Here is a 23,460-nt window from a genome sequence, read left to right on the forward strand (position 1 = left end):
GCCCGGCCTCCCGGCACGGTTTCCGGGGGCTGAACGGCCGGCCGCCCGGCGCGGAGGCCGGGCCGGCTCATGCCCGGTCGGGCGCCGGGCACCAGGAGTGCAGCAGCTCGAAGAACGCGTCCTCGTTGCCCGCGAGGCCCGCCGCCTTCAGCGCCCGCTCCGTCTCGGCGAGCACCGCGGGCGGGACCACGGGTGGCCGGCCGTCGTCCGGCGGGCCGTCGAAAGCCGCTCGTACCGTCTGGAGGAGGCGGAGGTAGGCCTGCACGGCGGCGCGTTCGTGGTCGGTCAGTACGGCGGTCGGCATCGGACGGCGCTCCCTGGTCGGCTTGTCGTGACACTGGTTCTGACCCCAGCTTGCCGTCCGCCACTGACAATCCGGTTTCCGACCGGGGAGGTTCGCTCGCTTAGCGGAGGCGAAACCTCCCGGAAACCCCAGGTGGAACAGGGCCCCTACGCTGGACGGAGGAGCCGGGACCGTCCGCCGGACGGCCCGGCACGCCGCCGCGAAGGCGGCTCGGGAGCCGCCCTCGCGGCGGCCTGGGAGCGGAGGTTCCGCCCGTGGTCGACGTACAGCCCCGGCAGCCGCGGCGCACCGCGCGGCTGCGTCCGGTCGGTGACGGAGAACTGCGACTGCACCACCGTCTCGTGCACGGCTACCGGCGCGCCTACCGGATGGCGGGACAGGGCCCGGCGCTCGTCCTGATCCACGGCATAGGCGACTCCTCGGCGACCTGGGCGGAGCTCATTCCCGACCTGGCCCGCACCCACACCGTGATCGCCCCCGACCTGCTCGGCCACGGCGAGTCCGACAAGCCGCGCGCCGACTACTCGGTGGCCGCCTACGCCAACGGCGTGCGCGATCTGCTGGGCACGCTCGACATCGAGTCCGCCACCCTGGTCGGGCACTCGCTGGGCGGGGGAGTGGCGATGCAGTTCGCCTACCAGTTCCCCGAGCGCACCGAGCGGCTGATCCTGGTCAGCGCGGGCGGTGTCGGCGGAGAGGTCAACCCCTTCCTGCGTGCCGCGTCGCTGCCGGGCGCCCATCTGATGCTCTCCGCGCTGCGCCTGCCGGGGATGCGCGTCAACGTCGGGCTCTTCCTGAGGCTGATGCGCGTGCTCGACGCCGATCTGGCCCAGGACGCACCGGAGTTGCTGCATCTCGTGGACGCGCTGCCCGACGCGACCTCCCGCAGCGCGTTCGTCCGGACGCTGCGGGCCGTGGTCGACTGGCGCGGTCAGGCGGTCACCATGCTCGACCGCTGCTATCTCACCGAGGGCATGCCCACCATGCTCCTGTGGGGAGACCGGGACAGCGTGGTGCCGGTGCGGCACGCCCACGGGGCGCACGCGGCCATGCCGGGCAGCCGTCTGGAGATCTTCGAGGGAGCCGGTCACTTCCCCTTCCACAGCGATCCCGCGCGCTTCCTGGCTCTGGTGCAGGAATTCACGGCCACCACCAGCGCGGCCGACTGGAGCCGCGAGCGCTGGCGGGAGCTGCTGCGCGCCGGGCGCCCGGGTACGGCGGCGGGGCAGCCGGACAGCGTCCGCAACCGTTCGGTGGAGCGGGACCTGCGTGAGGCGAGCGAACGCAGCGCGACCTGAGGGCCCCGCGTCCGGAGGCGGGGAGGGCCGCGTCCGGAGACGCCGTCAGCGGGCGCGTAGGCGGGCTCAGGCGGTTCGTTCGCGGGCCTCGTGCTCCGGTCCCGTGGTCGCGGCGGCGTGGCCACGGACGGCCGCGACCACCGGTGAGTGGCGCAGCGCGTCGGACATGCGCACGAGGTCGCGGCGGCCGTCGGTGTGCGCGAACGTGGCCCCCGTCGCGGGCGACGCGTCCGCGGTCTCCGCCGAGCTGATGACACGGCCCTCGGGGTCGGCCGCCCTGGCCCGCACCGCGACGGTCACCATCGCGGCGTCGGCCTCGGCGTGTGCGTCGGCGGCGGAGGAGCCCGCCGCGACCGCGGCGCCGTACGCGCGGGAGCGCACCTCGGAGTCGAAGTAGGGGTAGAGGCTCAGCATCCCGTCATGGATGTCGGACTCCCGCTGGGTGACCTGGAGTTCGGCGGGCGACCACCAGGACATCCGCACCGCGCGGTCCTCCGGCACGGAGACCGGCTTCAGTTCTCGCCACAGCGGCCCGAGTCTGCGATAGGCCGCCCAGGTGTTCCAGCTGTCCTCGATACGGCGCCAGGCCAGCGGAAGACAGAAGCCGACGGCGGTGATCTGGGCGCCGGCCGAGGCCAGCAGGGGTGCCACGTTGGTGCTGAGGCCGTCCAGGTCCGTGCCGTTCCAGCGGGCGACCACCGCGGTGAACTTGGCCGCGGAGTAAGGGATGTTGCACAGCGAACCGAAGGCGATGATCACCAGTCCGGCGCGCAGCCTGCCCTGCACCTGGATCGCCCAGCGCCAGCACATGACGTTCATCGCGACACCGGCGACGGTGAGCGACCCGAGGTAGAGGACGATCATCTCGCGGATGAAGGGGGTGTTGGCGTAGTACGTGTCGAGGTCGCGCAACCGCTCCTCGGTGGCGTCCCCGAGCGCGAACAGGACGATCAGCGCCACGCCGACCACCGTGTATCCGAGGATCCAGCGGCGTGAGAGCCGCCGCGTCACCTCGGGCGGCCCGCCGCGCCAGTTGATGATCAGCACCAGACAGGAGGCGCTGTAGGCGCTCAGCAGGCAGTAGACGATCGGGGCCGAGACGTTGGGTATCCCGGTGATGTCGTTGACCGCGGCGATGGTGGGCGGGGCCGCGAAGAGGAACACCAGACCCGCGAGGGCGAGGAGCATGCCCACCGAACGCAGCAGCGGGTCGCGCCAACCGCGCAGCAGCGAAGGCCCCTTGAACGCGATCGCCGCGCCCATGGCGACGGCCGGGATGTAGTAGCTGGATCCGTCCATGGCCCCGGGACCTTCAGCCCCGCGGCCCGCGACAGCCCAGGGAGGCCTCGATGCGGCCGGCCAGACCGTGCCGCTGCACCGGGCCGCGCAGCGAGGAACCGGGCAGCCAGGTACGGCATTTGCTGGCGAGCAGAAGCCCGAAGCTCTCGGCCTCCTGCTCGTCGGCGAGGTCGAAACGGGTGCGCGCGGCGACTTTGAGGACGGTGGCCCGGAGGTCGGCCCCGTCGCCCAGTAAGCGCGCCGCGACCGCGGCGCCGTCGACGTGCTGGGTGCAGTGCCCGGCCTTCATGTGCCACAGCTCGTGGCCGAGGATGACCAACTGGTGGTCGGGCGCGGTGCGTTCCTCGATGACGACCAGATCCTGCTCGGCCATGTCGAGCCACAGCCCGCTGGCGGTGCCGGGCGGGAAGGCGGCCGTACGGAACTGGACGGGGCGGCCCCGGCGCCTGCTCATGGCGCCGCACAGGGCGGTGTAGAGGTCGGTGGGTGCCGCCGGCGCCGGGAGCGAGAGCTCCGAGACCAGCTCGCCGCACAGGCGGCGCATTTCCCTTCCGATGCCCACTGATCTCCCCCGGCTCACGACTCGGGCCGTTTGACGCTCTCCAGGAGCATGTCCAGCCATTCCGCGACCTTGTCGCGGTGCTGGTCGGTGGGCAACTGCGCCGCCCGCCAGGCGATTCCGCGGACGCCGTGGTCCAGGAGCAGCCGTTCGAGCGGGTCGTGGGCGACGGAGGCCGCGGCGCGTTCACGGTCGGCGAGCCGTTGCAGGAGTTCCTGCTCCGAGCGCTGGAGGGCACCCACGAGGGCTTCGGAGTCCTCGGCCGTGAGGAATCCGGCGTGCACCCGGAAGAAGCGCTGGATGGCGTCGCAGTGCTCCATGGTGGGGCGCCGGTCGCCGTTTATCAGTGCGCCCGCCTGCTGGCGGGACATGCCGGCACCGTCCGCTATCTCCTGTTGGGTGTAGCGCCGGCCGTTGGGCTTGAGCCGGGTGCGCCGCAGCAGGTCGAGGCGTTGCAGGAAGCGTGCCTGGAGGTCGGGTTCACCGGCGGGGCGACCGCACAGCAGGGCCTTCGCCACGGCTTCGGGGACACCGGACTCGGCCGACAGCCGCCGTACGTCGAAGACTTCGGCGTGCGGCACACCGAGCCGGTCGGCGAGTGCGGTGACCCGGGCCACGACGGCCTGGAGCAGTACCGTCGCCGTGGCGCACGGAACCTCGAAGCCATCCGTCACCGACAGATCTCCTACGTCTCTCTCAGGTGGCTCTCACGAAGACCGGGAACCATGCGGACACGAGGGTCAGGAACCAACCCGGCGTCAAGACCGGGGACCAACCGGAGCCTAGCCCGTCGCTCGAACTCACATCCAGGTCTCGCCACAACTGTGGCGAGATTCAGCCGTCAACAAGCGCCAAATGCCACGATAGTTGACACGCAAGTCCCCGGGGCATCAGGATCGGGGCGCCGCGTGAAGGCCGCAGAGGCAAGAGGGGTGACCTCCCGATGGCGTACCAGGCAGGAAGGCAGCGGTCCCAGCCGCGACCTGTCCCCGAGAGTCTCGAAGCGCAGGCGTACCTCCAGGACTACGCCACGCTGATCGAGGCCGTGCCCTTCCCCTCCGTCGTCTTCGACCACCGCTGGGACGTCGTGCTGTCCAACGCCGCGTTCCAGACACTTTTCGACGGCGTCGGGCCCCATCCGACCGCCATGCCGGGCGACAACTTCCTGCGCTTCGTCCTGTTTCATCCGGACGCGGGGGAGGTTCTCGGCGAGCACGAGTCGAGCTGGTGCCTGCCGATGCTTGCGCACTTCGCCGCGGCGGTGGAGCGCAACGGCCAGGACCGCGGACTCCAGGCCATCCGCCGGGACATCGCCCAGGACCCGATCATGGACGCCGCCTACCGGCACGGCCTGCCGCACTGGATCGAGGCGGTCGGACCGCGCGGGGTCGAGCACGACGGCGCCGTGCGCCCGCTGGTCCACCCCGATCCGCGCTGGGGCAGAACCGACTGCCGGATCGTCGACGACACCCCCAGGACCCTTCAGGACATGGGCTATTCGCGGATGACCTTGGTGCTGCGCGAGGCGGCCCGGCCGGTCACGGGCGGACCGCGCAGGGCCCGCACGACGCGCAACGGCGCGGCGCAGCTTCGGGCCGTGTGACGCGCGTCGACTCCGCCGGCAGGGAGGAGCCCGGGTCCGGGTTCACGCGCCCGTGCGGAGCCGGGTCCGTTCAGCCGGCCGGCATCACGAGGACGAGGGGCACGCCGTCGCAGGGGACGAGCCGCAGGTCCCCGTGCCGTGTGCCGCCGGCGCCCGCCAGTACGGCCCCGAAGTCCGGCCCCTTGATGAGGGATCCGGCCAGATGTGCCGGGTCGGCCGACGCGGCCACCCGGCCCCGCGCGTTCACCAGGTAGGCCGCCCCTGGCAGCCGCTGGAGGAGCGGGACGACCGCGCCCTCGAAGTGCCGCAGATACACGTCGGCCGCGGCCACCCCCACGAACCGGCCCTCCAGATGGACCGGCGCGGACAGCGTCAGGCTGTACTCGTCGGAGCAGAGGTAGTCGACGTAGGGCCCGGCGACCGCGCGCTGACCCGTGTCGCGGGGCAGGGCGAACCAGTCCCAGTGCGTGTAGTCGGAGTACGCGGAGTGCTCCGGATCGAGGTCGAGCAGCAGCGGCCGTACGCTCCCGTCGGAGCCCTGCTGCCACCATTCCAGCCACGCCGGTACGTCACCGAGCAGGCCGGGCGCGGCCACGAACCCGGCGCCCGACACCAGCTCCTGCCGGGTGAGCCGCAGGTGCAGCCCCGGGCGCAGCGCCGCCAGATCCACGCTCCCGGGGCGGCGGCCCTCGGCGGCGACGCGGGTGAGCAGCGCGGTGGTGTCGGCCCGGGTGTCGGCGACCGCGTCGAACACGGCCTCCAGGGTGCAGCGGACCTGCGCGGCCACGGCGGCCTCGGCGGAGACGTCAAGCGTCGCCGTCGCGCCGACCGTACCGGGGCTCCTGCGCATGGGTGCCCTCCAGTGGACGCGGACCTGACACGGCACGCGGCATCGACAGGCGCAGCGTGATGAGCCGGGCCGTCGAGTCCAGTACGCACCGCTCGGCCAGTGCCCTGGCCGAATCGTGGGCCCCATCTTGCACGGCCGAGATTACGGCGCGGTGACGGTCCGCGACTTCTTCACGATATTCGTCGTCTCCGAGTACCAGGCACAGCAGCGCGCCGACCTCCGTCTGGAGCACGACCTGTTCCCGCGTCAGCCGGGCGGACTGCGCCGCCGCGGCGAGTTCGACGTGGAAGCGGCCGTAGACGCGGCTGCGGGCGGCGGCGTCCTCGGCCGACGCCAGGTCGTCCAGGGTGCGCCGCAGTGCCTTGAGGTCGTCCGGTTCGGTCCGCTGCGCCGCGAGCCTGGCCGCCGCCCCGGACAGGGCGGCCCAGTGGTCGCCCAGATCGCGCAGCTCCTCGGTGCTCCAGCCGGCGAGCCGGGCCAACAGGCGTTCCTGGCCAGGGACTTCGGGCAGTGAGACGAAGCTGCCGCCGCCACGGCCCCGCCGGGTGGTGACCAGCCCCTGCTGCCTCAGGGCCATCAGTGCCTCGCGCAGGGTGACCGTGGACACGCCGAGCTGCCCGGCCAGCTCCATCTCGCCGGGCAGCTGCTCGCCGTCGGCGAGCAGCCCCAGCTCGATCGCGTCGCCGATCCGGTGCGCGACCGTCTCGACGCGCGCGCGGTTGTCCACGGGAGTGAAGACGGCTCTGCGCACGCCGTCGACTCTGTGCTGCTTCACGGCCACCACCTTGTGCGTTGACTCAACCTTTACTCTAAAGGGGTCTTGAGGTTTGAACTATGACTTCATATCTTTCCGGTCAGTGTTGCAAACGCACCACCGCACCAGAAAGGTTCCCCACCGATGGAGGCAAAGGCGATCAGGCTCCAGGGCCTGCGCAAGGCGTTCGGTGACACGAACGCCGTGGCCGGAGTCGATCTGGAGATAGCCGACGGCGAGTTCTTCTCGATGCTCGGGCCGTCCGGCTCCGGCAAGACGACCGTGCTGCGCATGATCGCCGGATTCGAGAGCCCCACCGAAGGCCGGATCGAACTCGCGGGCCAGGAGGTCACCGGCCTCGCCCCGTTCGAACGGGACGTGCACACCGTCTTCCAGGACTACGCCCTGTTCCCGCACATGACCCTGGAGGAGAACGTCGCCTACGGGCTCAAGGTCCGCAAGGTGCCCAAGGCCGAGCGGCTGGTGCGGGCCCGCAGGGCGCTCGCCGACGTACGCCTCGAAGGCTTCGGCCGACGCCGTCCGAGCCAGCTCTCCGGAGGCCAGCGCCAGCGCGTCGCCCTCGCCAGGGCCCTGGTCGGCCGCCCCCGCGTGCTGCTGCTCGACGAACCCCTCGGCGCCCTCGACCTCAAGCTGCGCGAGCAGATGCAGGTCGAACTCAAGGCGATCCAGCGCGAGGTCGGCATCACCTTCGTGTTCGTCACCCACGACCAGGAGGAGGCCTTGACGATGAGCGACCGCATCGCCGTCTTCAACCAGGGCCGCATCGAACAGGTGGGTACCCCGGCCGAGATCTACGAGCGTCCTGCCACCGCCTTCGTCGCGGGCTTCGTCGGCACGTCCAACCTGATCGAGGGGCCCTCGGCGGAGCAGATCGTCGGCGCCCCGGGCACGTACAGCATCCGGCCCGAGAAGATCCGGGTCATCGCCGAACCCGTGGAGCCCGCTGACCCCGCAGAGCCCGCTGAGCCCGCGAAGGACGCCGAGGCCGTCGACGCCGGTGGCACCGCCGAAGCCGCTGCCGGCGAGTCCGCCGAGCCGGAGCAGTCCACCGCCACCGGCACCGTCGCCGAGGTCGTCTACCTCGGCGACGCCACCCGCTTCCTGGTGGACCTCGACGCGGGCGGCCGCCTCACCGCGCTCCAGCAGAACCTCGACACCTCGTCCGAGGACGTCGCCGCCCTGCGCGGCACCCGGGTCCGGCTCCGCTGGCACCGCCGCCACACCTTCCAGGTCCCCGACCCCCGCTGACCTCCCCGCTCAGTTCCCCGTCACGTATGGAGTACGCCGTGCGCCTCACCCCAACCCTCAAGGCCGCCGCCGCCGTCGCGGTGCTCCTCGCGGCCACCGCCTGCGGATCGTCCGGCTCGGGCTCCTCCGGGGCCACCGGCTTCAACCCGCCGGACCTCAAGGCCCAGAAGAAGCTCGGCAAGACCGAGGGGCAGGTCAACCTGATCGCCTGGGCCGGCTACGTCGAGGACGGCTCCAACGACCCCAAGGTCGACTGGGTCGGCGACTTCGAGAAGCAGACCGGCTGCCAGGTCAACTCGAAGGTCGCCGCCAGCTCCGACGAGATGGTCAAGCTGATGAAGACCGGCCAGTACGACGCGGTCTCGGCCTCCGGTGACGCCTCCCTGCGCCTCATCGCCTCGGGCGACGCGGCCCCGGTCAACACCGACCTCGTGCCCAACTACAAGAACGTCTTCAGCGGTCTGAAGAAGGGCGCCTGGAACTCCGTCAAGGGCCAGATGTACGGCATCCCGCACGGCCGGGGCGCCAACCTCCTGATGTACAACACCCAGAAGGTCACCCCCGCCCCCACCTCCTGGTCCGCGGTCTTCGACGACGCCTCGGCGCACAAGGGCCACGTGACCGCGTACGACTCGCCCATCTACATCGCCGACGCGGCGCTCTACCTGAAGTCCGCCAGGCCCGAGTTGAAGATCAAGGACCCCTACGCGCTCGACCAGAAGCAGTTCGACGCGGCCGTGGACCTGCTGAAGAAGCAGAACGCGAACGTGGGCGAGTACTGGAGCGACTACCTCAAGGAGATATCCGCCTTCAAGAGCGGCGACTCCGTGGTCGGCACCACCTGGCAGGTCATCGCCAACCTCGCGGCCGGCGAGGGCGCCAAGATCAAGGCCGTCGTGCCCAAGGAGGGTTCCACGGGCTGGTCCGACACCTGGATGGTCTCCGCCAAGGCCAAGCACCCCAACTGCGCGTACAAGTGGATGGACTGGATCATCTCGCCGAAGGTGAACGCCCAGGTGGCCGAGTACTTCGGCGAGGCGCCCGCCAACTCCGAGGCGTGCCAGTACACCAGCGACAAGACCTTCTGCGACACCTTCCACGCCACCGACGAGAGCTACTGGAAGAACATCGCGTTCTGGAACACGCCCATCGAGCAGTGCCTCGACGGCCGCACCGACGTCAAGTGCGTCCCGTACGCGAAGTGGGTCCAGGCATGGACCGAGATCAAGGGCTGACCCGACGATGACCACCACCGCGCAGGCCGCCGGACGTTCCCCCGTCCGGCGGCTCGCCGGGACACTGCACCGGCGCCCCCGGCTGCGGCTGTCCCTGCTGCTGACCGCACCCCTGCTCTGGCTCACGGTGCTCTATCTCGGCTCGCTGGCCGTGCTGTTCGTCTCCGCGTTCTGGACGACGGACTCCTTCACCTCCGAGGTGGTGAAGGTCTGGTCCACCGACAACTTCCACCAGCTGTTCACGCTGCCCGTGTACCGGCAGGTGATCCTGCGCAGCATCGGCGTCGCCCTGGCGGTCACGGTCCTGTGCGCGGTGATCGCGTTCCCGATCGCCTTCTACACGGCCCGCATCGCCAAGCCCGCGCGGCGACCGCTGCTCGTCGTCGCCATCCTCACGCCGCTGTGGGCGAGTTACCTCGTCAAGGTGTACGCGTGGCGGCTGATCCTGTCCCAAGGCGGCCTCGCCGACTGGGTGTTGAAGCCCCTCGGGCTGAGCGGCCCCGGGTACGGCCTGGTCGCGGCGATCCTCGCACTGACCTATCTGTGGCTGCCGTACATGATCCTGCCGATCCACACCGCGCTGGAGCAACTGCCCGCCAACCTGCTGGACGCGTCCGCGGACCTCGGGGCCCGTGCGGGCCGCACCTTCCGGTCGGTGGTGCTGCCGATGGTCCTGCCGTCCGTGGCCGCGGGATCGGTGTTCACCTTCTCGCTCAGCCTCGGCGACTACATCACCGTGCAGATCGTCGGCGGCAAGACCCAGCTCATCGGCAACGTCGTCTACTCCAACATCGAACTGAACCTGCCCATGGCCGCCGCGCTCGGCACGGTCCCCGTCGTGGTCATCGTGATGTACCTCCTCGCGATGCGCCGCACGGGCGCCCTGAGCAGTCTCTGAGGAGCCCGCTGTGCAACTCTCCCGTCCCGCGCGCATCGCGCTGCGCGTCGCCGCCGGGCTCGGCTTCGCGTTCATCTACGTGCCGCTCGCGCTCGTCCTGGTCAACTCGTTCAACAGGGACCGCAGCGCGAGCTGGCCGCCGTCCGGGCTCACCTTCCACTGGTGGTCGGTCGCCTGGGAGAACGAGGGTGCCCGCGCCGCGCTCTGGGTCTCGGTCAAGGCCGGTCTCGGCGCGACCGCGATCGCCCTGGTGCTCGGCACGCTGATCGCGTTCGCGGTCGCCCGCCACCGGTTCTTCGGCCGCGACACCGTCTCCTTCGTGGTCGTCCTGCCGATCGCGCTGCCGGGCATCGTGACCGGCATCGCGCTCAACTCGGCGTTCAGCACGGTGCTCGAACCCCTCGGCGTGGGTCTCGGCATGTTCACCGTGATCGTCGGCCACGCGACCTTCTGCATCGTCGTCGTCTTCAACAACGTGGTCGCGCGACTGCGCCGTACGTCCGGAACGTACGAGGAGGCGGCGATGGATCTGGGCGCGGACACCTTCCGGGCCTTCGTGGACGTCACGTTCCCGATGGTGCGTTCGGCGCTGGTGGCCGGCGGACTGCTCGCCTTCGCGCTGTCCTTCGACGAGATCGTCGTGACGACGTTCACCGCCGGACCCGGCATCGAGACCCTGCCGATCTGGATCTTCAACAACATGACCAGGCCCCAGCAGGCGCCGGTGGTGAACGTCGTGGCCGCCGTGCTCGTCCTGCTCTCGGTCGTCCCGATCTACGTGGCCCAGCGGCTGTCCGCCGACACGGCCGCCGACAGCCGGATCTGACGGGCCCGCGACCGCCCTGCCCGAGCCCCGGGCAGGGCGGTCAGCGCTTAGTGGTGCCGTTGAAGAGCGAGCGCGACCAGAGGTAGCCGGTCAGGCTGATGCCGGCGCACCAGGCGAGCGCGATCCAGCCGTTGTCGCCGATCGCGGAGCCGGACAGCAGACCGCGGAGCGTCTCGGTCATCGGCGTGAACGGCTGGTTCTCGGCGAACCAGCGAAGGCCCGGGGACATCGATCCCGCCGGCACGAACGCGGAGCCGAGGAACGGCAGGAACTGGACCAGCAGCGGCTTGTTGCTCGCGGACTCCACGGTCCTGGAGATCAGGCCGAGCGCCGCCGAGAGCCAGGTGACCGCGAACGCGATGGCCGTCAGGAGACCGGCGGCGGCGAGCCATTCGAGCGGGCCCGCGTCGGACCGGAAGCCGATGGCGAGCGCGAACCCCACCACCAGGACCATGCTCACCATGGTCTGGACGACACTGCCCACGACATGGCCCGTCATGAACGCGGAGCGGGTGATGTTCATGGTGCGGAAGCGGTTGATGATGCCTTCCGTCATGTCCGAGCAGACCGCGATCGAGGTCGACATCGCTCCGGCGGCCACGCCCATGACGATGATGCCGGGCGTCAGATACTCCAGGTAGGCGTCCCGTCCCCCGCCCATTCCGGCACCGATCGAGTCCCCGAAGGCGTACACGAACAGCAGCAGCATCAGGATCGGCATCATGGCGGCGCCGAGCGACACGCTCGGATAGCGGAGCGCGTGCCTGAGGTTGCGGCGCAGCATCGTCGTCGAGTCGCGCACGGCGTAGGTGAGGGTGCTCATCGCGGGGTCTCCTTCAGGTGAGGCGAGGTGCCGGTCGTGGTGGTGCCGCCGCCGGTCAGGGCGAGGAACACGTCGTCGAGGTCGGGGGTGTGCACGGAGAAGTCGGCGGCCCCGACACCGGCGGCGTCGAGCCGGTCGATCAGGGCGCGCAGCGCGTCGAGCCCGGCGTCGCCTGCCACGCGCAGCGCGAGGTCCTCCTCGTCGCGGACCGCGTCGGGGAAGACACCGGCGGCCTGCTCGAACTCGGCGGCCCCGGTGAACCGCAGCCGTACGTGGCTGCCGGGGATCTGCGCCTTGAGGTGCGCCGCCGAGCCCTCGGCCACGATCCGGCCGTTGTCGAGCACGGCGATCCGGTCGGCCAACTGGTCCGCCTCTTCCAGGTATTGGGTGGTGAGGAAGACGGTGGTGCCGCCCGCGACCAGCGAGCGGACCGTCTCCCACATGGTGCGGCGGCTGCGCGGATCGAGGCCGGTCGTCGGCTCGTCCAGGAAGATCACCTGGGGGTCGCCGACGAGCGTCATGGCGAGGTCGAGCCGGCGCCGCATCCCTCCGGAGAAGGTCGCGGCGCGTTTGCCCGCGACGTCCGCGATGCCGAAGCGCTCCATCAACTCCTGTGCGCGGAAACGCCCTTCGTGTTTGCCGAGGTGCAGCAGGTCGGCCATGAGGAGCAGGTTCTCCTCGGCGGTGAGCAGGTCGTCGAGCGCGGAGAACTGTCCGGTGACACCGATCGCGGCGCGGACACCTGCGGGTGACGTGGTGATGTCGTGGCCCGCGACCTGGGCCTGCCCTTCGTCGGCGGCGATGAGCGTGGAGAGGATCTGCACGGTGGTGGTCTTGCCCGCACCGTTCGGCCCGAGCAGTGCGAAGACGGAGCCGGCCGGGATGCGCAGGTCGATGCCGTCGAGCACGGTCTTGTCGCCGTACGACTTGCGCAGACCGACGGCGGACACGGCGGCGGGAGGCAGAGGACCGTCGCCCGGCCTTGGTTCGGGCAGGGGGGTAGGCATGGGCATGACAGAAAATGGCATGGAGCTCTCCGTTCGGAGGCTGGTGGAAGGGTGACGGGTCGGGTGTCGTGCCGTGCGGTGCTGTGCGGGGCCGTTCCGTGCGGTGCCGCGCTGTCCGGTGCCGCGCTGCTCCGTGAGCGGAGCGGAGGGAAGAGGAGGGGAGAGAAAGGGGCAGGTCAGGGCTTGGATCGCAGGATGTCGATGTTGCCCCAGTTGCTCCGCGCGTGGACCGCGACGGTGCCCTCGGTCGTCTCCGGCGCCTCGGACTCGGGGAGCATGTTCCGCACCTGTCCACGGTTGGAACTGACGTCGAGCCAGGCGGCCACGCCCCGGCGGATGCCGACCTCGATCGAGCCGTTGGACGTCTCCAGCCGGATCTCGCCCCCGACGGCCTCGGTGACCCGCAGGTGCCCGTTGGTGCTGGTGCCGGTGACCGATGTCCCGGCGTGCGCGATGTCGATGCCGCCGTTCGTGCTGCTCATCCGCGTCTCGCCGGTGACCTTGCCGACGGTCGTGGTGCCGTGCACGTTCTTCAGGACCGCGGGACCCTCGACCGTGCCGACACGCACGTTGCCGGTGCTGCTGGTGATCTCGGCCGGGCCCTCGACCCGGTCCACGGTGACCAGGCCGTGCGACACGGCCAGCGTCAGCGGGCCGGTGGTGTCGAGGCGGACGTCGCCGCCCGAGGTCTTGACCCGGACCTCGCCGAGCCGTCCCTCGCCGAGCAGTTGGGCCCAGGAGCCGCTCATCTCGACCTGGGAGCCCGTGGGCAGGTCGACCGTCACATCGACGAGACCGCTGGGGCCGACCAGGGGACGGTGCTTGGTCCTGACCGTCAGGACGCCGCTCGCGTACACGATCTCGGTCTGCTCGGCGGCCCGCACGTCCTTGTCCCGCTTCGGGTCGCGCGGTCGGACCTCGACGACCGTGTCGGCGCGGTCGCCGGCGGTAAGACGGATGGAGCCGACGGCCACCTCCGCGGTGACCGAGATGGGCTCGGGAGTGTCGAAAGAAGGCATGGCTGTTCCGTCCTCGTGAGTCCTTGGGGCGTCCCCGCAGGTGGGACGTGGTGTGGGTGAAGTCGTGCGGGTGCGGGTGCGGGTGCGGGTGCGGGTGCCCGTACGTGTACGGGCGGCTGCGTGTGCGTGTGCGGGCGTGGGGGGTGGGCCGCGGGTGCGGTCAGCGCACCCAGCCGGTGAAGCTCTGTCCGACCGTGCGGGTCCTGCCGGTCGTGCGCGGCCGGGTTCCTCCGTCGACCGCCGCCGACACGGCCCGTACGAGCCAGGCGTTGACCGACAGGCCCTCGCGGTTCGCGGCCTCCTCGGCGCGCGCCTTGAGGTGGGCCGGCAGCCGCAGGTTGACGCGGGCGGTGCCGCCCTCGTCGCCGTCCCCGGGAGCCAGGGCCCTGAACGGCTCCGCGGGTGCCTCCTCCGCCTCGACGGTGCCGGCATAGGAGGGAGGTGGTGTCACGACGAAGTCGGGGTCCAGTCCCCGCAGCCGTACGTCGACCGAGCCGGGGGCGAGTTCGCGGGTGATCTCGTCCATCGCGGCGGAGAGCACGTTCAGCATGGTCAGACGGGTCGCCGACTCCAGGGGGGCGGTGAGCCGTTCGGCCAGCTGACGGGCTTCCTCCCCGCCGGCCTCGGCGGCCACCGCGAGTTCTCGGCGCAGGGTGTCGACATACGGAGTGAGGTCCATGACGACATGGTGGCACCACTATGGCGCCATGCGCAAGCCTGAATGGCGCCCGGCGGTGGGTCGCGATGCATGGAATGCCTTTGACCTGCGGAAATGGAGACGGGCTGCCCGTGGCGCGATGGTGTCACGCGTGTTCGCGTGCCGTTCGGGGGTGCGCGGTGGCACCGGATGGCGCCACTTGGTGTCGGGTGGTGCCATGTGGTGCCAGGTGGTGCTGTGCCGAGCCGAGTGGTGCCGGGTGGTGCCGTGCCATGCCCGATGGTGCCGTGGCGTGCCGAGTGGTGCCGTGCCATGTTCGGTGGCGCCATGTGGGGCGGGGCGGACACGTCCGTCGCGCTCTGGCTCGGGAACTGCGGTATGTGACATAGTACTGACGTGAGTCAGCCTGTTACCTGCGATGTCGTGGTCGTCGGAGCCGGGATGGTGGGCGCGGCCTGTGCTCTGTACGCGGCTCGCGAGGGCCTGGATGTCGTCGTGGTGGACCGCGGCCCCGTGGCCGGCGGCACGACCGGTGCGGGGGAGGGGAATCTCCTCGTCTCCGACAAGGAACCCGGACCCGAACTCGACCTCGCCCTGCTGTCCGGGCGTCTGTGGGCCGACCTCGCCGAGGAACACGCGAAGACGATCGAGTACGAGGCCAAGGGCGGGGTCGTCGTGGCGTCCACCCCCGAGAGCCTGGCCGCGCTGGAGACGTTCGCGGCGGGGCAGCGGACGGCCGGTGTGCTGGCCGAACCCGTCGCGCCCGGCCGACTGCACGACCTGGAGCCGTACTTGGCCCCGGGCCTCGCGGGCGCCGTGCACTATCCGCAGGACACCCAGGTGATGCCCGCCCTGGCCGCCGCGCATCTTCTCCGGGCGTCGGGGGCGCGCCTGCTGACCGGGCACACCGTGACCGGGGTGCTGCGTGCCGCGGACGGCTCGGTCCGCGGAGTGCGCACCGACCGGGGCGAGGTGCACGCGCCCGCCGTCGTCAACGCGGCCGGCACCTGGGGTGCCGAGGTGGCCTCGCTCGCGGGTGTCTCGCTCCCCGTCCTGCCCCGCCGGGGATTCGTCCTCGTCACCGAGCCCCTGCCGCTCCGGGTGCGCCACAAGGTCTACGCCGCCGACTATGTCGCCGACGTCGCCAGTGACTCGGCCGCCCTCCAGACGTCGCCGGTGGTGGAGGGGACCGCAGCCGGCCCCGTCCTGATCGGCGCGAGCCGGGAACGGGTCGGCTTCGACCGGACCTTCTCCCTGGCCGTGGTGCGGGAACTGGCCGCCGGTGCCACACGGCTCTTCCCGTTCCTCGCGCGCACGCGGGCCCTGCGGACCTACCTCGGTTTCCGGCCCTATCTGCCCGACCATCTGCCCGCCATCGGGCCGGACCCCCGGGCCCCGGGTCTCCTCCACGCCTGTGGGCACGAGGGGGCCGGCATCGGACTGTCCACCGGGACCGGACAGCTGATCGCGCAGGTCCTGGCTGGGAGAACACCCGGCCTGGACCTCACACCGTTCCGGCCCGACCGTTTCACCGAGGAGTCGGCGTGAACCCCCTGGACCTCGTACGGGCCGAACCCGGGCCCGCCTTCACCGTCTCCCTCGACGGCCGGCCGATCGACGTGCTGCCCGGCCGGACCGTCGCCGCCGCGCTGTGGGCCGAGGGCATCACCTCGTGGCGCAGCACCCGTGACGCGGGCCGGCCCCGCGGGGTCTTCTGCGGCATCGGTGTCTGCTTCGACTGTCTCGTCACCGTCAACGACCGCCCCAATCAACGGGCTTGTCTCGTCCCGCTGGCGCCCGGCGACTCCATCCGTACGCAGGAAGGCACCGGTCACGATGACTGAGGGACCCCGCCGTCTCGCGGTGATCGGCGCGGGCCCCGCCGGTCTCGCCGCCTGTCTGGCCGCGGCGGAGCACGGCGTGCGGGTGACACTGATCGACGCGGCCCCGAGCGTGGGCGGACAGTTCTACCGGCGGCCCGCGAGCGGCCTGGGCGCCCGGCGCCCCCACGTGCTGCACCACCACCGCCGCGCCTGGCAGCGGCTCGGACGAGGGCTCGCCGCGCACCTGGAGGCGGGCACGGTCGAGCAATTGACGGATCATCACGTGTGGACGGTCGAGCGGACCGGGACGACGGGCGCCGCCCGCCCGGAGTTCACGGTCCACGCCCTTGTCGGACCGCTCCAGGAGCGCTCGGTCGCCGTGCGCGCCGACGCCGTGCTCCTCGCCACCGGCGGATACGAGAAGGTGCTGCCCTTCCCCGGCTGGACCCTCCCCGGGGTCGTGACGGCGGGCGGGGCGCAGGCCATGCTCAAGGGCGGTCTCGTCGTGCCGGGCCGCAGGGTCGTCGTCGCGGGAAGCGGGCCGCTGCTGCTGCCCGTGGCCACCGGGCTCGCCGCCGCCGGGGCCGAGGTCGCCGCGCTCGTGGAGTCGCTCGATCCGGGAAGGCTGCTGCGCGGGGCCGGGGCACTCGCGGCCGAGCCGGGCAAGATCGCCGAGGGAGTCTCGTACGCGGCCCGGCTCCTGCGCCACCGCGTTCCGTTCGTCCCCCGGCACACCGTCGTCGAAGCCCATGGCGAGGAGCGGCTCGAAGCCGTCACCGTCGCGGCACTCGGCCCCGAGGGACGGGTGCGGCCCGGGACCGGGCGCCGCATCACGTGCGACGCGCTCGCCGTCGGACACGGGATGGTCCCGCACACCGATCTCGCCGAGGCGCTCGGCTGCCGTGCGGATGCCACCAAGGTCCACGTGGACGACGAGCAGCGCACCGATGTGCCGGCGGTCTGGGCCGCGGGCGAGACCACCGGGATCGGCGGTGTCGTGCTCTCCCTGGCCGAGGGGCATCTCGCGGGCCGTTCGGTGGCCGCGCGGCTGCGCGGCCTCGAACCCGATCCGCGTCCGGCCGCCCGCGCCGTACGGATCAGGGCGAGAGCGCGCTCGTTCGCCGCCGCGCTCGACGCCGTGTACGCGCCGCCGGCCCACTGGGTGGAGCAGGTCACCGACGAGACCGTCGTGTGCCGCTGCGAGGAGGTCACGGCGGGCCGGGTCCGCGAGGCCGTCACCGGCCTCGGCGCGGGCGACGTACGGACGGTCAAACTGCTGACCCGCGCGGGAATGGGATGGTGCCAGGGCCGGATGTGCGAACCCGCGGTCGCGGGACTTGCCGGCTGCGAACAGACGCCCGCGCGGCGGCTGTTGGCGCGTCCGGTGCCGCTCGGCGTCCTGGCCGAGGCGGGCTCGGAGGACGACCGGTCACCGGGGACGGGCGCCATCGACCGGCCACCGGAGACGGGCGCCGCCGACCGGCCACCGGAGACGGGCGCCGCTGGCCGGACACGAGGGGCGGGCACCGCCGATCGGACACCGGGGACGGGTGCCGCCGACCCGACACGCGAAGCCGACACCGCACCTTGACCGACAGTGCAATGTCACACTCCATGGAGAGGGAGGAACGCCTGATGACCGTCACCCCCGAGAGCCCGCGCCCCTGGCGCGGAGTCCTCGTCGCCACCGCGCTCCCGCTGAACCGCGACCTGTCCGTCGACCACGGCCGGTACGCCGAACACTGCTCCTGGCTCGTCGGGAACGGCTGCGACGGAGTCGTGCCGAACGGCTCGCTCGGCGAGTACCAGGTGCTCACGCCCGAGGAGCGCGCGAAGGTCGTGGAGACCGCCGTCGCCGCGATCGGCGGGTCCCGGGTGATGCCCGGTGTCGCCGCGTACGGCTCCGCCGAGGCCCGGCGCTGGGCCGAGCAGGCGAAGGACGCGGGCTGCGGAGCCGTGATGCTGCTCCCGCCCAACGCCTATCGCGCGGACGAGCGTTCGGTCCTCGCCCACTACGAGGAGGTCTCCCGGGCGGGCCTGCCGGTCGTCGCGTACAACAACCCGATCGACACCAAGGTCGACCTGGTGCCCGAACTCCTCGCGAAGCTGCACGCCGCCGGGTTCGTCCAGGGCGTCAAGGAGTTCTCCGGCGATGTGCGGCGCGCCTACCGCATCGCCGAACTCGCCCCGGAACTCGACCTGTTGGTCGGCGCCGACGACGTCCTGCTCGAACTCGCCGTCGCGGGAGCCAAGGGCTGGGTGGCCGGATACCCGAACGCGCTGCCCCGGGCGTGCGTCGAGCTCCACCGCGCCGCCGTCGCGGGCGACCTCGACACCGCGGGCAAGCTCTACCGGCAGCTGCACCCGTTGCTGCGCTGGGACTCCCGGGTCGAGTTCGTCCAGGCCATCAAGCTGTCCATGGACATCGTCGGCCGTCACGGCGGTCCGGTCCGGCCGCCGCGCGTCCCGCTGCTGCCCGGGCAGGAGGCCGCCGTGCGCCTGGCCACGGAACGGGCCGTCGCCGCCGGCCTCGCCTGAGCCCGCACGGTCCGTTCGACCGGCCCCGGCCACCGGCCCCCGCCCTCAGCCCGCACCGGCCCCCCGCCCTCAGCCCGCACCGGCCCCGCCGCCCTCGGCCCGCATCGGCCCCGCCGGTCCTCCGCCGACACCACCGAGGAGTCCCATGCGCAGCAAACTCGTCCTGCACGCCGTCGACTCGCACACCGAGGGCATGCCGACCCGGGTCATCACCGGCGGGATCGGCACGGTCCCGGGGGCGACCATGAACGAGCGGCGGCTGTACTTCCGTGAGCACCGCGACGACATCAAGCAGCTCCTGATGAACGAGCCGCGCGGCCACGCGGCGATGAGCGGTGCCGTCCTCCAGCCGCCCACCCGTCCGGACTGCGACTATGGCGTCATCTACATCGAGGTGTCGGGCTATCTGCCGATGTGCGGGCACGGCACGATCGGCGTCGCGACCGTGCTGGTGGAGACCGGCATGGTCGAGGTCGTCGAGCCGGTGACCACGATCCGGCTCGACACCCCCGCGGGTCTCGTCGTCGCCGAGGTCGCCGTGGAGGACGGCGCGGCCAAGGAGGTCACGCTCAGGAACGTGCCGTCCTTCGCCGTCGGCCTGGACCGCGAGGCGACCCTGGCCGACGGGCGCACGGTGACGTACGACCTGGCCTACGGCGGCAACTTCTACGCGATCCTGCCGCTGGAGCAGTTCGGCCTGCCCTTCGACCGCTCGCGCAAGGACGAGATCCTCGCGGCCGGTCTCGCGCTCATGGACGCGGTCAACGCCGACGGCGGGCCCGTGCACCCCGAGGACCCGTCCATCCGCGGCTGCCACCACGTCCACCTGTACGCGCCCGGGGCGACGGCCCGCTTCTCCCGGCACGCCATGGCGATCCACCCCGGCTGGTTCGACCGCTCGCCCTGCGGTACGGGCACCAGTGCGCGCATGGCCCAGCTGCACGCACGGGGTGAACTGCCGCTGGACACCGAGTTCGTGAACGAGTCCTTCATCGGGACGCGGTTCACCGGGCGGCTGCTCGGCACCACCGAGGTCGCCGGAATCCCCGCCGTGCTGCCCAGCTTCACGGGACGTGCCTGGATCACCGGAACCGCCCAGTACCTGCTGGACCCCGCGGATCCGTTCCCGGCCGGGTTCGTCCTGTGAACGGGCCCGCGTCGGGGCGTGGATACTGGGGATCGAGTAACACGTGACATGGCACAGAGCCGATGCGCGGACCGACCGCGCACCGGCCCGTACGAGGAGACCCCGATGACCGCCCAGCGCGACAGCGCACCCTCGGCCGCTCCCGACCTGCCCTCGCTCGGCGGCAGGAGGAGCAGCTACCGCGAGCGCGTGGCCGACGCGCTGCGCGCCGCGCTGATCGCGGGCGAACTGCGGCCCGGCGAGGTCTACTCGGCTCCGACGCTCGCGGCCCGGTTCGGCGTCTCGGCGACGCCGGTGCGCGAGGCCATGCTCGACCTGGTCAAGGAGGGGCTGGTCGACACGGTCCCGAACAAGGGGTTCCGGGTCACGGAGGTCTCGGAGAAGCAGCTCGACGAATACACGCACATCCGCTCGCTCATCGAGATCCCCACCGTCGTGGAGCTGGCCCGTACGGCGGACCCCGTGTCGCTGGAGGCGCTGCGCCCGGCCGCCCGGGAGATCGTGACCGCGGCCGCGGCCGGCGACCTCATCGCCTACGTGGAGGCGGACATCCGCTTCCACCTCGGTCTGCTCGCCCTGGCGGGCAACGCACATCTCGTCGAGGTCGTCGGCGACCTGCGCAAGCGCTCGCGTCTGTACGGGCTCGACGCCCTGGTGCGGGCGGGCCGTCTGGAGGCCTCCGCCCGGGAACACCTCGAACTCCTCGACGCGCTCCTGGACCGCGACGAGCGCGCCGTGCGCGCGGTGATGACCCGCCATCTGGGCCATGTCCGCGGCCTGTGGGCGGCGCACTGAGGGCCGGGCCCCGAGGGGAGGGCCGCGCCGAGACGGCGGCCGTACCGAGAGGGTCGGCATCGGCCTGCGGGAGGGGTCACCGGCACGGCCGCACGGGTTGCGCGCGTGAGCCCGCCGGGCCGCCTCCGGGCACAGGAACCGGCCGAAGTTTTACGCAAGCACTTGCATTTCTTGCGCTATTCTTGCGCGCATGACGCGACGACTTGCTCAGGTGGCGAAGAAGGTCGGGGTCAGCGAGGCCACGGTCAGCCGAGTGCTCAACGGCAAGCCGGGTGTCTCCGACTCCACTCGGCAGGCGGTCCTGTCCGCCCTGGACGTCCTCGGCTACGAACGCCCGACCCAGCTGCGCGGCGAACGCGCGCGGCTCGTCGGCCTGGTGCTGCCCGAACTCCAGAACCCGATCTTCCCGGCGTTCGCCGAGGTGATCGGCGGGGCGCTCGCCCAGCTCGGCCTCACCCCGGTGCTGTGCACCCAGACCAAGGGCGGGGTCTCCGAGGCCGACTACGTGGAACTCCTGCTCCAGCAGCAGGTCTCCGGGGTGGTGTTCGCCGGCGGCCTGTACGCGCAGGCCGACGCGCCGCACGACCACTACCGCGAACTCGCGGACCGCAACATCCCGGTGGTGCTGGTCAACGCGGCCATCGAGCACCTCGGCTTCCCGTGCGTCTCCTGTGACGACGCGGTGGCGGTCGAGCAGGCGTGGCGCCACCTCGACTCGCTCGGCCACGAGCGCATCGGACTCGTCCTCGGCCCCGGTGACCACATGCCCTCCGGACGCAAACTCGCGGCGGCGCGCGCCCTCGCGCCCGAGCTGCCCGACGCCCACGTGGCCCGGGCGATGTTCTCCCTCGAAGGCGGTCAGGCCGCGGCCACCAGGCTCCTCGACCAGGGGGTCACCGGCATCATCTGCGCCAGCGACCCGCTCGCGCTCGGCGCCGTACGGGCCGCCCGCCGCAAGGGGCTCTCCGTCCCCGGTGACATCTCCGTCGTCGGGTACGACGACTCGGCGTTCATGAACTGCACCGAACCCCCGCTGACCACGGTCCGCCAGCCCATCGAGGCCATGGGGCGTGCCGCGGTGGAACTGCTGAACGCGCAGATCGGGGGCAGCAGCGTGACTCCCGAGGAGCTGTTGTTCGAGCCGGAACTGGTGGTGCGCGGATCGACCGCGCAGGCGCCCCGCGGCTGAGCCGCGGGGCCGGGGTGCCGTACCGGGGTCCATGACTCCGGTACGCAACCACCTGCCACGGAGACTCCCAACGGCTGTCAAATAATTACAGATTCTGCGCGACATCTTGCGGACGGATGTCGTCGGTGCTTGAGTGTGCGGCGCCAGAACACGGCGGCGCGCCCGCCGTGGGCCTTCCTCGCTCCAGCCCGAAGGGGTCCACCACATGAGAAACACCGGGTTCCGCCGTAGTCTCGTCATGCTCATGGCGTCCTCCGTCGCGCTCTCCGCCGCCGCGTGCGGTTCGAGCGGCGGCGACGACGCGGCGGGCGGAAAGACCCGCATCACCGTCAACTGCGAGCCGCCGAAGAGCGCCAAGGTCGACCGCTCGTTCTTCGACGCCGACACCAAGGCGTTCGAGAAGGCCAACCCGGCCGTCGACGTCGTCATGCACGACGCGTTCCCGTGTCAGGACCCCAAGACCTTCGACGCCAAGCTGGCCGGCGGCCAGATGGAGGACGTGTTCTACACGTACTTCACCGACGTCAAGCACGTCGTCGACGTCAACCAGGCCGCGGACATCACGAGTTACGTCAAGGACCTCAAGAGCTACAGCACCATCCAGCAGCAACTGCGGGACATCTACACCGTGGACGGCAAGATCTACGGCATCCCGCGCACCGGCTACTCGATGGGCCTCATCTACAACAAGGCGCTCTTCAAGAAGGCCGGCCTCGACCCCGACAAGCCCCCGGCCACCTGGGAGGAACTGCGCGCGGACGCCAAGAAGATCGCGGGGCTCGGCAAGGGCACGGTCGGCTACGCCGACTACAGCGCCCAGAACCAGGGGGGTTGGCACTTCACCGCCGAGGTCTACTCGCAGGGCGGCAACGTCGTCTCCGAGGACGGCAAGAAGGCCACCGTCGACACCCCCGAGGGCAAGGCGGTGCTCCAGAACCTCAAGGACATGCGCTGGGCCGACAACTCCATGGGCAGCAAGCAGTTGCTGGTCATCAACGACGTCCAGCAGATGATGGGTTCGGGCAAGCTCGGCATGTACCTCTCGGCGCCCGACAACATCCCGATCCTCGTCAAGGAGAAGGGCGGCAACTACAACGACCTCGCCCTGGCCCCGATGCCCGGCGGCAAGGGCACGCTCATCGGCGGCGACGGCTACATGTTCAGCAAGAAGGACAGCCCGGCGCAGATCAAGGCCGGCCTCAAGTGGCTCGACTCCATGTTCCTGACGCCCGGCAAGGGCTTCATCGGTGACTACGCCCGTGCCAAGCAGAACAACGCGCCCGTCGGCCTGCCCGAGCCGCGTCTGTTCACCGGTGCCGCCGACGCCAAGGACCAGGAGGTCAAGAAGGCCAACGCCAACGTGCCCGTGGAGAACTACCAGGCGTTCCTCGACGGCAACCAGAGCCTCCAGATGAAGATCGAGCCCCCGCAGGCGCAGCAGATCTACTCCGTCCTCGACGCCGCCGTCTCCGCCGTCCTCACCAAGAAGGACGCCGACATCGACCAGCTCCTCAAGGACGCCTCCGGCAAGATCGACGCCATCCTGGCGCGAGGCTGACACCGTTC

At 71.4% G+C, this 23,460-nt stretch carries 24 protein-coding genes; 14 read left to right on the forward strand and 10 right to left on the reverse strand.

Annotation, left to right across the window (positions count from 1 at the left end; translation table 11 throughout):
• Positions 1–67: 67 nt before the first annotated feature.
• Complete coding sequence (locus tag WJM95_RS27760; RefSeq protein ID WP_339132557.1) at positions 68–304, reverse strand: hypothetical protein; 237 nt, start codon at positions 302–304, stop codon at positions 68–70.
• 254 nt (positions 305–558) lie between these two features.
• Here WJM95_RS27760 and WJM95_RS27765 point away from each other — a divergent pair, with 254 nt between their 5' ends.
• A complete protein-coding gene (locus WJM95_RS27765) occupies positions 559–1,602 on the forward strand; it encodes an alpha/beta hydrolase (RefSeq protein ID WP_339132559.1) in 1,044 nt (347 codons plus the stop codon).
• A gap of 66 nt (positions 1,603–1,668) precedes the next feature.
• Here WJM95_RS27765 and WJM95_RS27770 read toward each other — a convergent pair whose 3' ends face one another.
• Genes WJM95_RS27770 through WJM95_RS27780 form a run of 3 tightly spaced genes read right to left on the reverse strand, consistent with a single transcriptional unit; the run spans position 1,669 to position 4,134 of the window.
• A complete protein-coding gene (locus tag WJM95_RS27770; RefSeq protein WP_339132561.1) occupies positions 1,669–2,901 on the reverse strand; it encodes an MAB_1171c family putative transporter in 1,233 nt (410 codons plus the stop codon).
• Positions 2,902–2,914: 13 nt separating this feature from the next.
• Positions 2,915–3,445 carry a toxin-antitoxin system, toxin component gene (locus tag WJM95_RS27775; protein ID WP_339132563.1) on the reverse strand — a complete coding sequence of 177 codons (531 nt, stop codon included), beginning with the start codon at positions 3,443–3,445 and terminating at the stop codon, positions 2,915–2,917.
• A 32-nt stretch (positions 3,446–3,477) separates the two neighbouring features.
• Entirely contained in the window at positions 3,478–4,134 is a 657-nt protein-coding gene (locus tag WJM95_RS27780; RefSeq protein WP_339132565.1) for a helix-turn-helix transcriptional regulator, read from the reverse strand.
• 269 nt (positions 4,135–4,403) lie between these two features.
• Between WJM95_RS27780 and WJM95_RS27785 the strand changes: the two genes are divergently transcribed.
• Positions 4,404–5,063, forward strand: a complete 660-nt coding sequence (locus WJM95_RS27785) for a hypothetical protein (RefSeq protein ID WP_339132567.1) — start codon at positions 4,404–4,406, stop codon at positions 5,061–5,063.
• Positions 5,064–5,133: 70 nt separating this feature from the next.
• On the opposite strand, the gene WJM95_RS27790 is transcribed toward WJM95_RS27785, so the two are convergent.
• Positions 5,134–5,913 carry a hypothetical protein gene (locus WJM95_RS27790; RefSeq protein WP_339132569.1) on the reverse strand — a complete coding sequence of 260 codons (780 nt, stop codon included), beginning with the start codon at positions 5,911–5,913 and terminating at the stop codon, positions 5,134–5,136.
• The gene (locus WJM95_RS27795) at positions 5,870–6,688 is read right to left on the reverse strand and encodes a GntR family transcriptional regulator (RefSeq protein ID WP_339132571.1); all 819 of its coding nucleotides are present in this window, start codon (positions 6,686–6,688) and stop codon (positions 5,870–5,872) included. Before WJM95_RS27795 ends, WJM95_RS27790 begins: the two co-directional genes overlap by 44 nt.
• Before the next feature lie 123 nt (positions 6,689–6,811).
• Between WJM95_RS27795 and WJM95_RS27800 the strand changes: the two genes are divergently transcribed.
• Genes WJM95_RS27800 through WJM95_RS27815 form a run of 4 tightly spaced genes read left to right on the forward strand, consistent with a single transcriptional unit; the run spans position 6,812 to position 10,895 of the window.
• Complete coding sequence (locus tag WJM95_RS27800; protein ID WP_339132573.1) at positions 6,812–7,936, forward strand: ABC transporter ATP-binding protein; 1,125 nt, start codon at positions 6,812–6,814, stop codon at positions 7,934–7,936.
• A 38-nt stretch (positions 7,937–7,974) separates the two neighbouring features.
• Positions 7,975–9,171, forward strand: a complete 1,197-nt coding sequence (locus WJM95_RS27805; RefSeq protein ID WP_339132575.1) for an ABC transporter substrate-binding protein — start codon at positions 7,975–7,977, stop codon at positions 9,169–9,171.
• Positions 9,172–9,178: 7 nt separating this feature from the next.
• Positions 9,179–10,069, forward strand: a complete 891-nt coding sequence (locus tag WJM95_RS27810) for an ABC transporter permease (RefSeq protein WP_339132577.1) — start codon at positions 9,179–9,181, stop codon at positions 10,067–10,069.
• Between the two features lie 10 nt (positions 10,070–10,079).
• Positions 10,080–10,895 (forward strand): ABC transporter permease, encoded by an 816-nt coding sequence (locus WJM95_RS27815; protein WP_339132579.1) that lies wholly within the window; start codon positions 10,080–10,082, stop codon positions 10,893–10,895.
• 40 nt (positions 10,896–10,935) lie between these two features.
• Here WJM95_RS27815 and WJM95_RS27820 read toward each other — a convergent pair whose 3' ends face one another.
• The 4 genes from WJM95_RS27820 to WJM95_RS27835 form a co-directional block, all read right to left on the reverse strand.
• On the reverse strand, positions 10,936–11,718 hold the full coding sequence (locus WJM95_RS27820) for an ABC transporter permease (protein WP_339132580.1): 783 nt from the start codon (positions 11,716–11,718) through the stop codon (positions 10,936–10,938).
• A complete protein-coding gene (locus WJM95_RS27825) occupies positions 11,715–12,725 on the reverse strand; it encodes an ATP-binding cassette domain-containing protein (protein WP_339132582.1) in 1,011 nt (336 codons plus the stop codon). Before WJM95_RS27825 ends, WJM95_RS27820 begins: the two co-directional genes overlap by 4 nt.
• Positions 12,726–12,901: 176 nt before the next feature.
• On the reverse strand, positions 12,902–13,744 hold the full coding sequence (locus WJM95_RS27830; protein ID WP_339132584.1) for a DUF4097 family beta strand repeat-containing protein: 843 nt from the start codon (positions 13,742–13,744) through the stop codon (positions 12,902–12,904).
• A 160-nt stretch (positions 13,745–13,904) separates the two neighbouring features.
• Positions 13,905–14,423, reverse strand: coding sequence for a hypothetical protein (locus WJM95_RS27835; protein WP_339132586.1), 519 nt, complete (start codon positions 14,421–14,423; stop codon positions 13,905–13,907).
• A gap of 375 nt (positions 14,424–14,798) precedes the next feature.
• On the opposite strand from WJM95_RS27835, the gene WJM95_RS27840 reads away from it, so the two are divergent.
• The 8 genes from WJM95_RS27840 (at position 14,799) to WJM95_RS27875 (ending at position 23,452) form a co-directional block, all read left to right on the forward strand.
• The gene (locus WJM95_RS27840) at positions 14,799–15,950 is read left to right on the forward strand and encodes an FAD-binding oxidoreductase (protein ID WP_339132588.1); all 1,152 of its coding nucleotides are present in this window, start codon (positions 14,799–14,801) and stop codon (positions 15,948–15,950) included.
• Complete coding sequence (locus WJM95_RS27845) at positions 15,947–16,246, forward strand: (2Fe-2S)-binding protein (protein WP_339132590.1); 300 nt, start codon at positions 15,947–15,949, stop codon at positions 16,244–16,246. Before WJM95_RS27840 ends, WJM95_RS27845 begins: the two co-directional genes overlap by 4 nt.
• Positions 16,239–17,816, forward strand: a complete 1,578-nt coding sequence (locus tag WJM95_RS27850) for an NAD(P)/FAD-dependent oxidoreductase (RefSeq protein WP_339132592.1) — start codon at positions 16,239–16,241, stop codon at positions 17,814–17,816. Before WJM95_RS27845 ends, WJM95_RS27850 begins: the two co-directional genes overlap by 8 nt.
• Before the next feature lie 44 nt (positions 17,817–17,860).
• Positions 17,861–18,763, forward strand: coding sequence for a dihydrodipicolinate synthase family protein (locus WJM95_RS27855; protein ID WP_339132594.1), 903 nt, complete (start codon positions 17,861–17,863; stop codon positions 18,761–18,763).
• 145 nt (positions 18,764–18,908) lie between these two features.
• Positions 18,909–19,910 (forward strand): proline racemase family protein, encoded by a 1,002-nt coding sequence (locus WJM95_RS27860; protein ID WP_339132596.1) that lies wholly within the window; start codon positions 18,909–18,911, stop codon positions 19,908–19,910.
• Between the two features lie 105 nt (positions 19,911–20,015).
• Complete coding sequence (locus WJM95_RS27865) at positions 20,016–20,705, forward strand: GntR family transcriptional regulator (protein WP_339132598.1); 690 nt, start codon at positions 20,016–20,018, stop codon at positions 20,703–20,705.
• Between the two features lie 190 nt (positions 20,706–20,895).
• Entirely contained in the window at positions 20,896–21,894 is a 999-nt protein-coding gene (locus WJM95_RS27870) for a LacI family DNA-binding transcriptional regulator (protein WP_339132600.1), read from the forward strand.
• Positions 21,895–22,099: 205 nt separating this feature from the next.
• Positions 22,100–23,452, forward strand: a complete 1,353-nt coding sequence (locus WJM95_RS27875) for a sugar ABC transporter substrate-binding protein (RefSeq protein WP_339132602.1) — start codon at positions 22,100–22,102, stop codon at positions 23,450–23,452.
• The last annotated feature ends 8 nt before the right edge of the window (positions 23,453–23,460 follow it).

Source organism: Streptomyces sp. f51, from assembly GCF_037940415.1.
GTDB lineage: Bacteria > Actinomycetota > Actinomycetes > Streptomycetales > Streptomycetaceae > Streptomyces.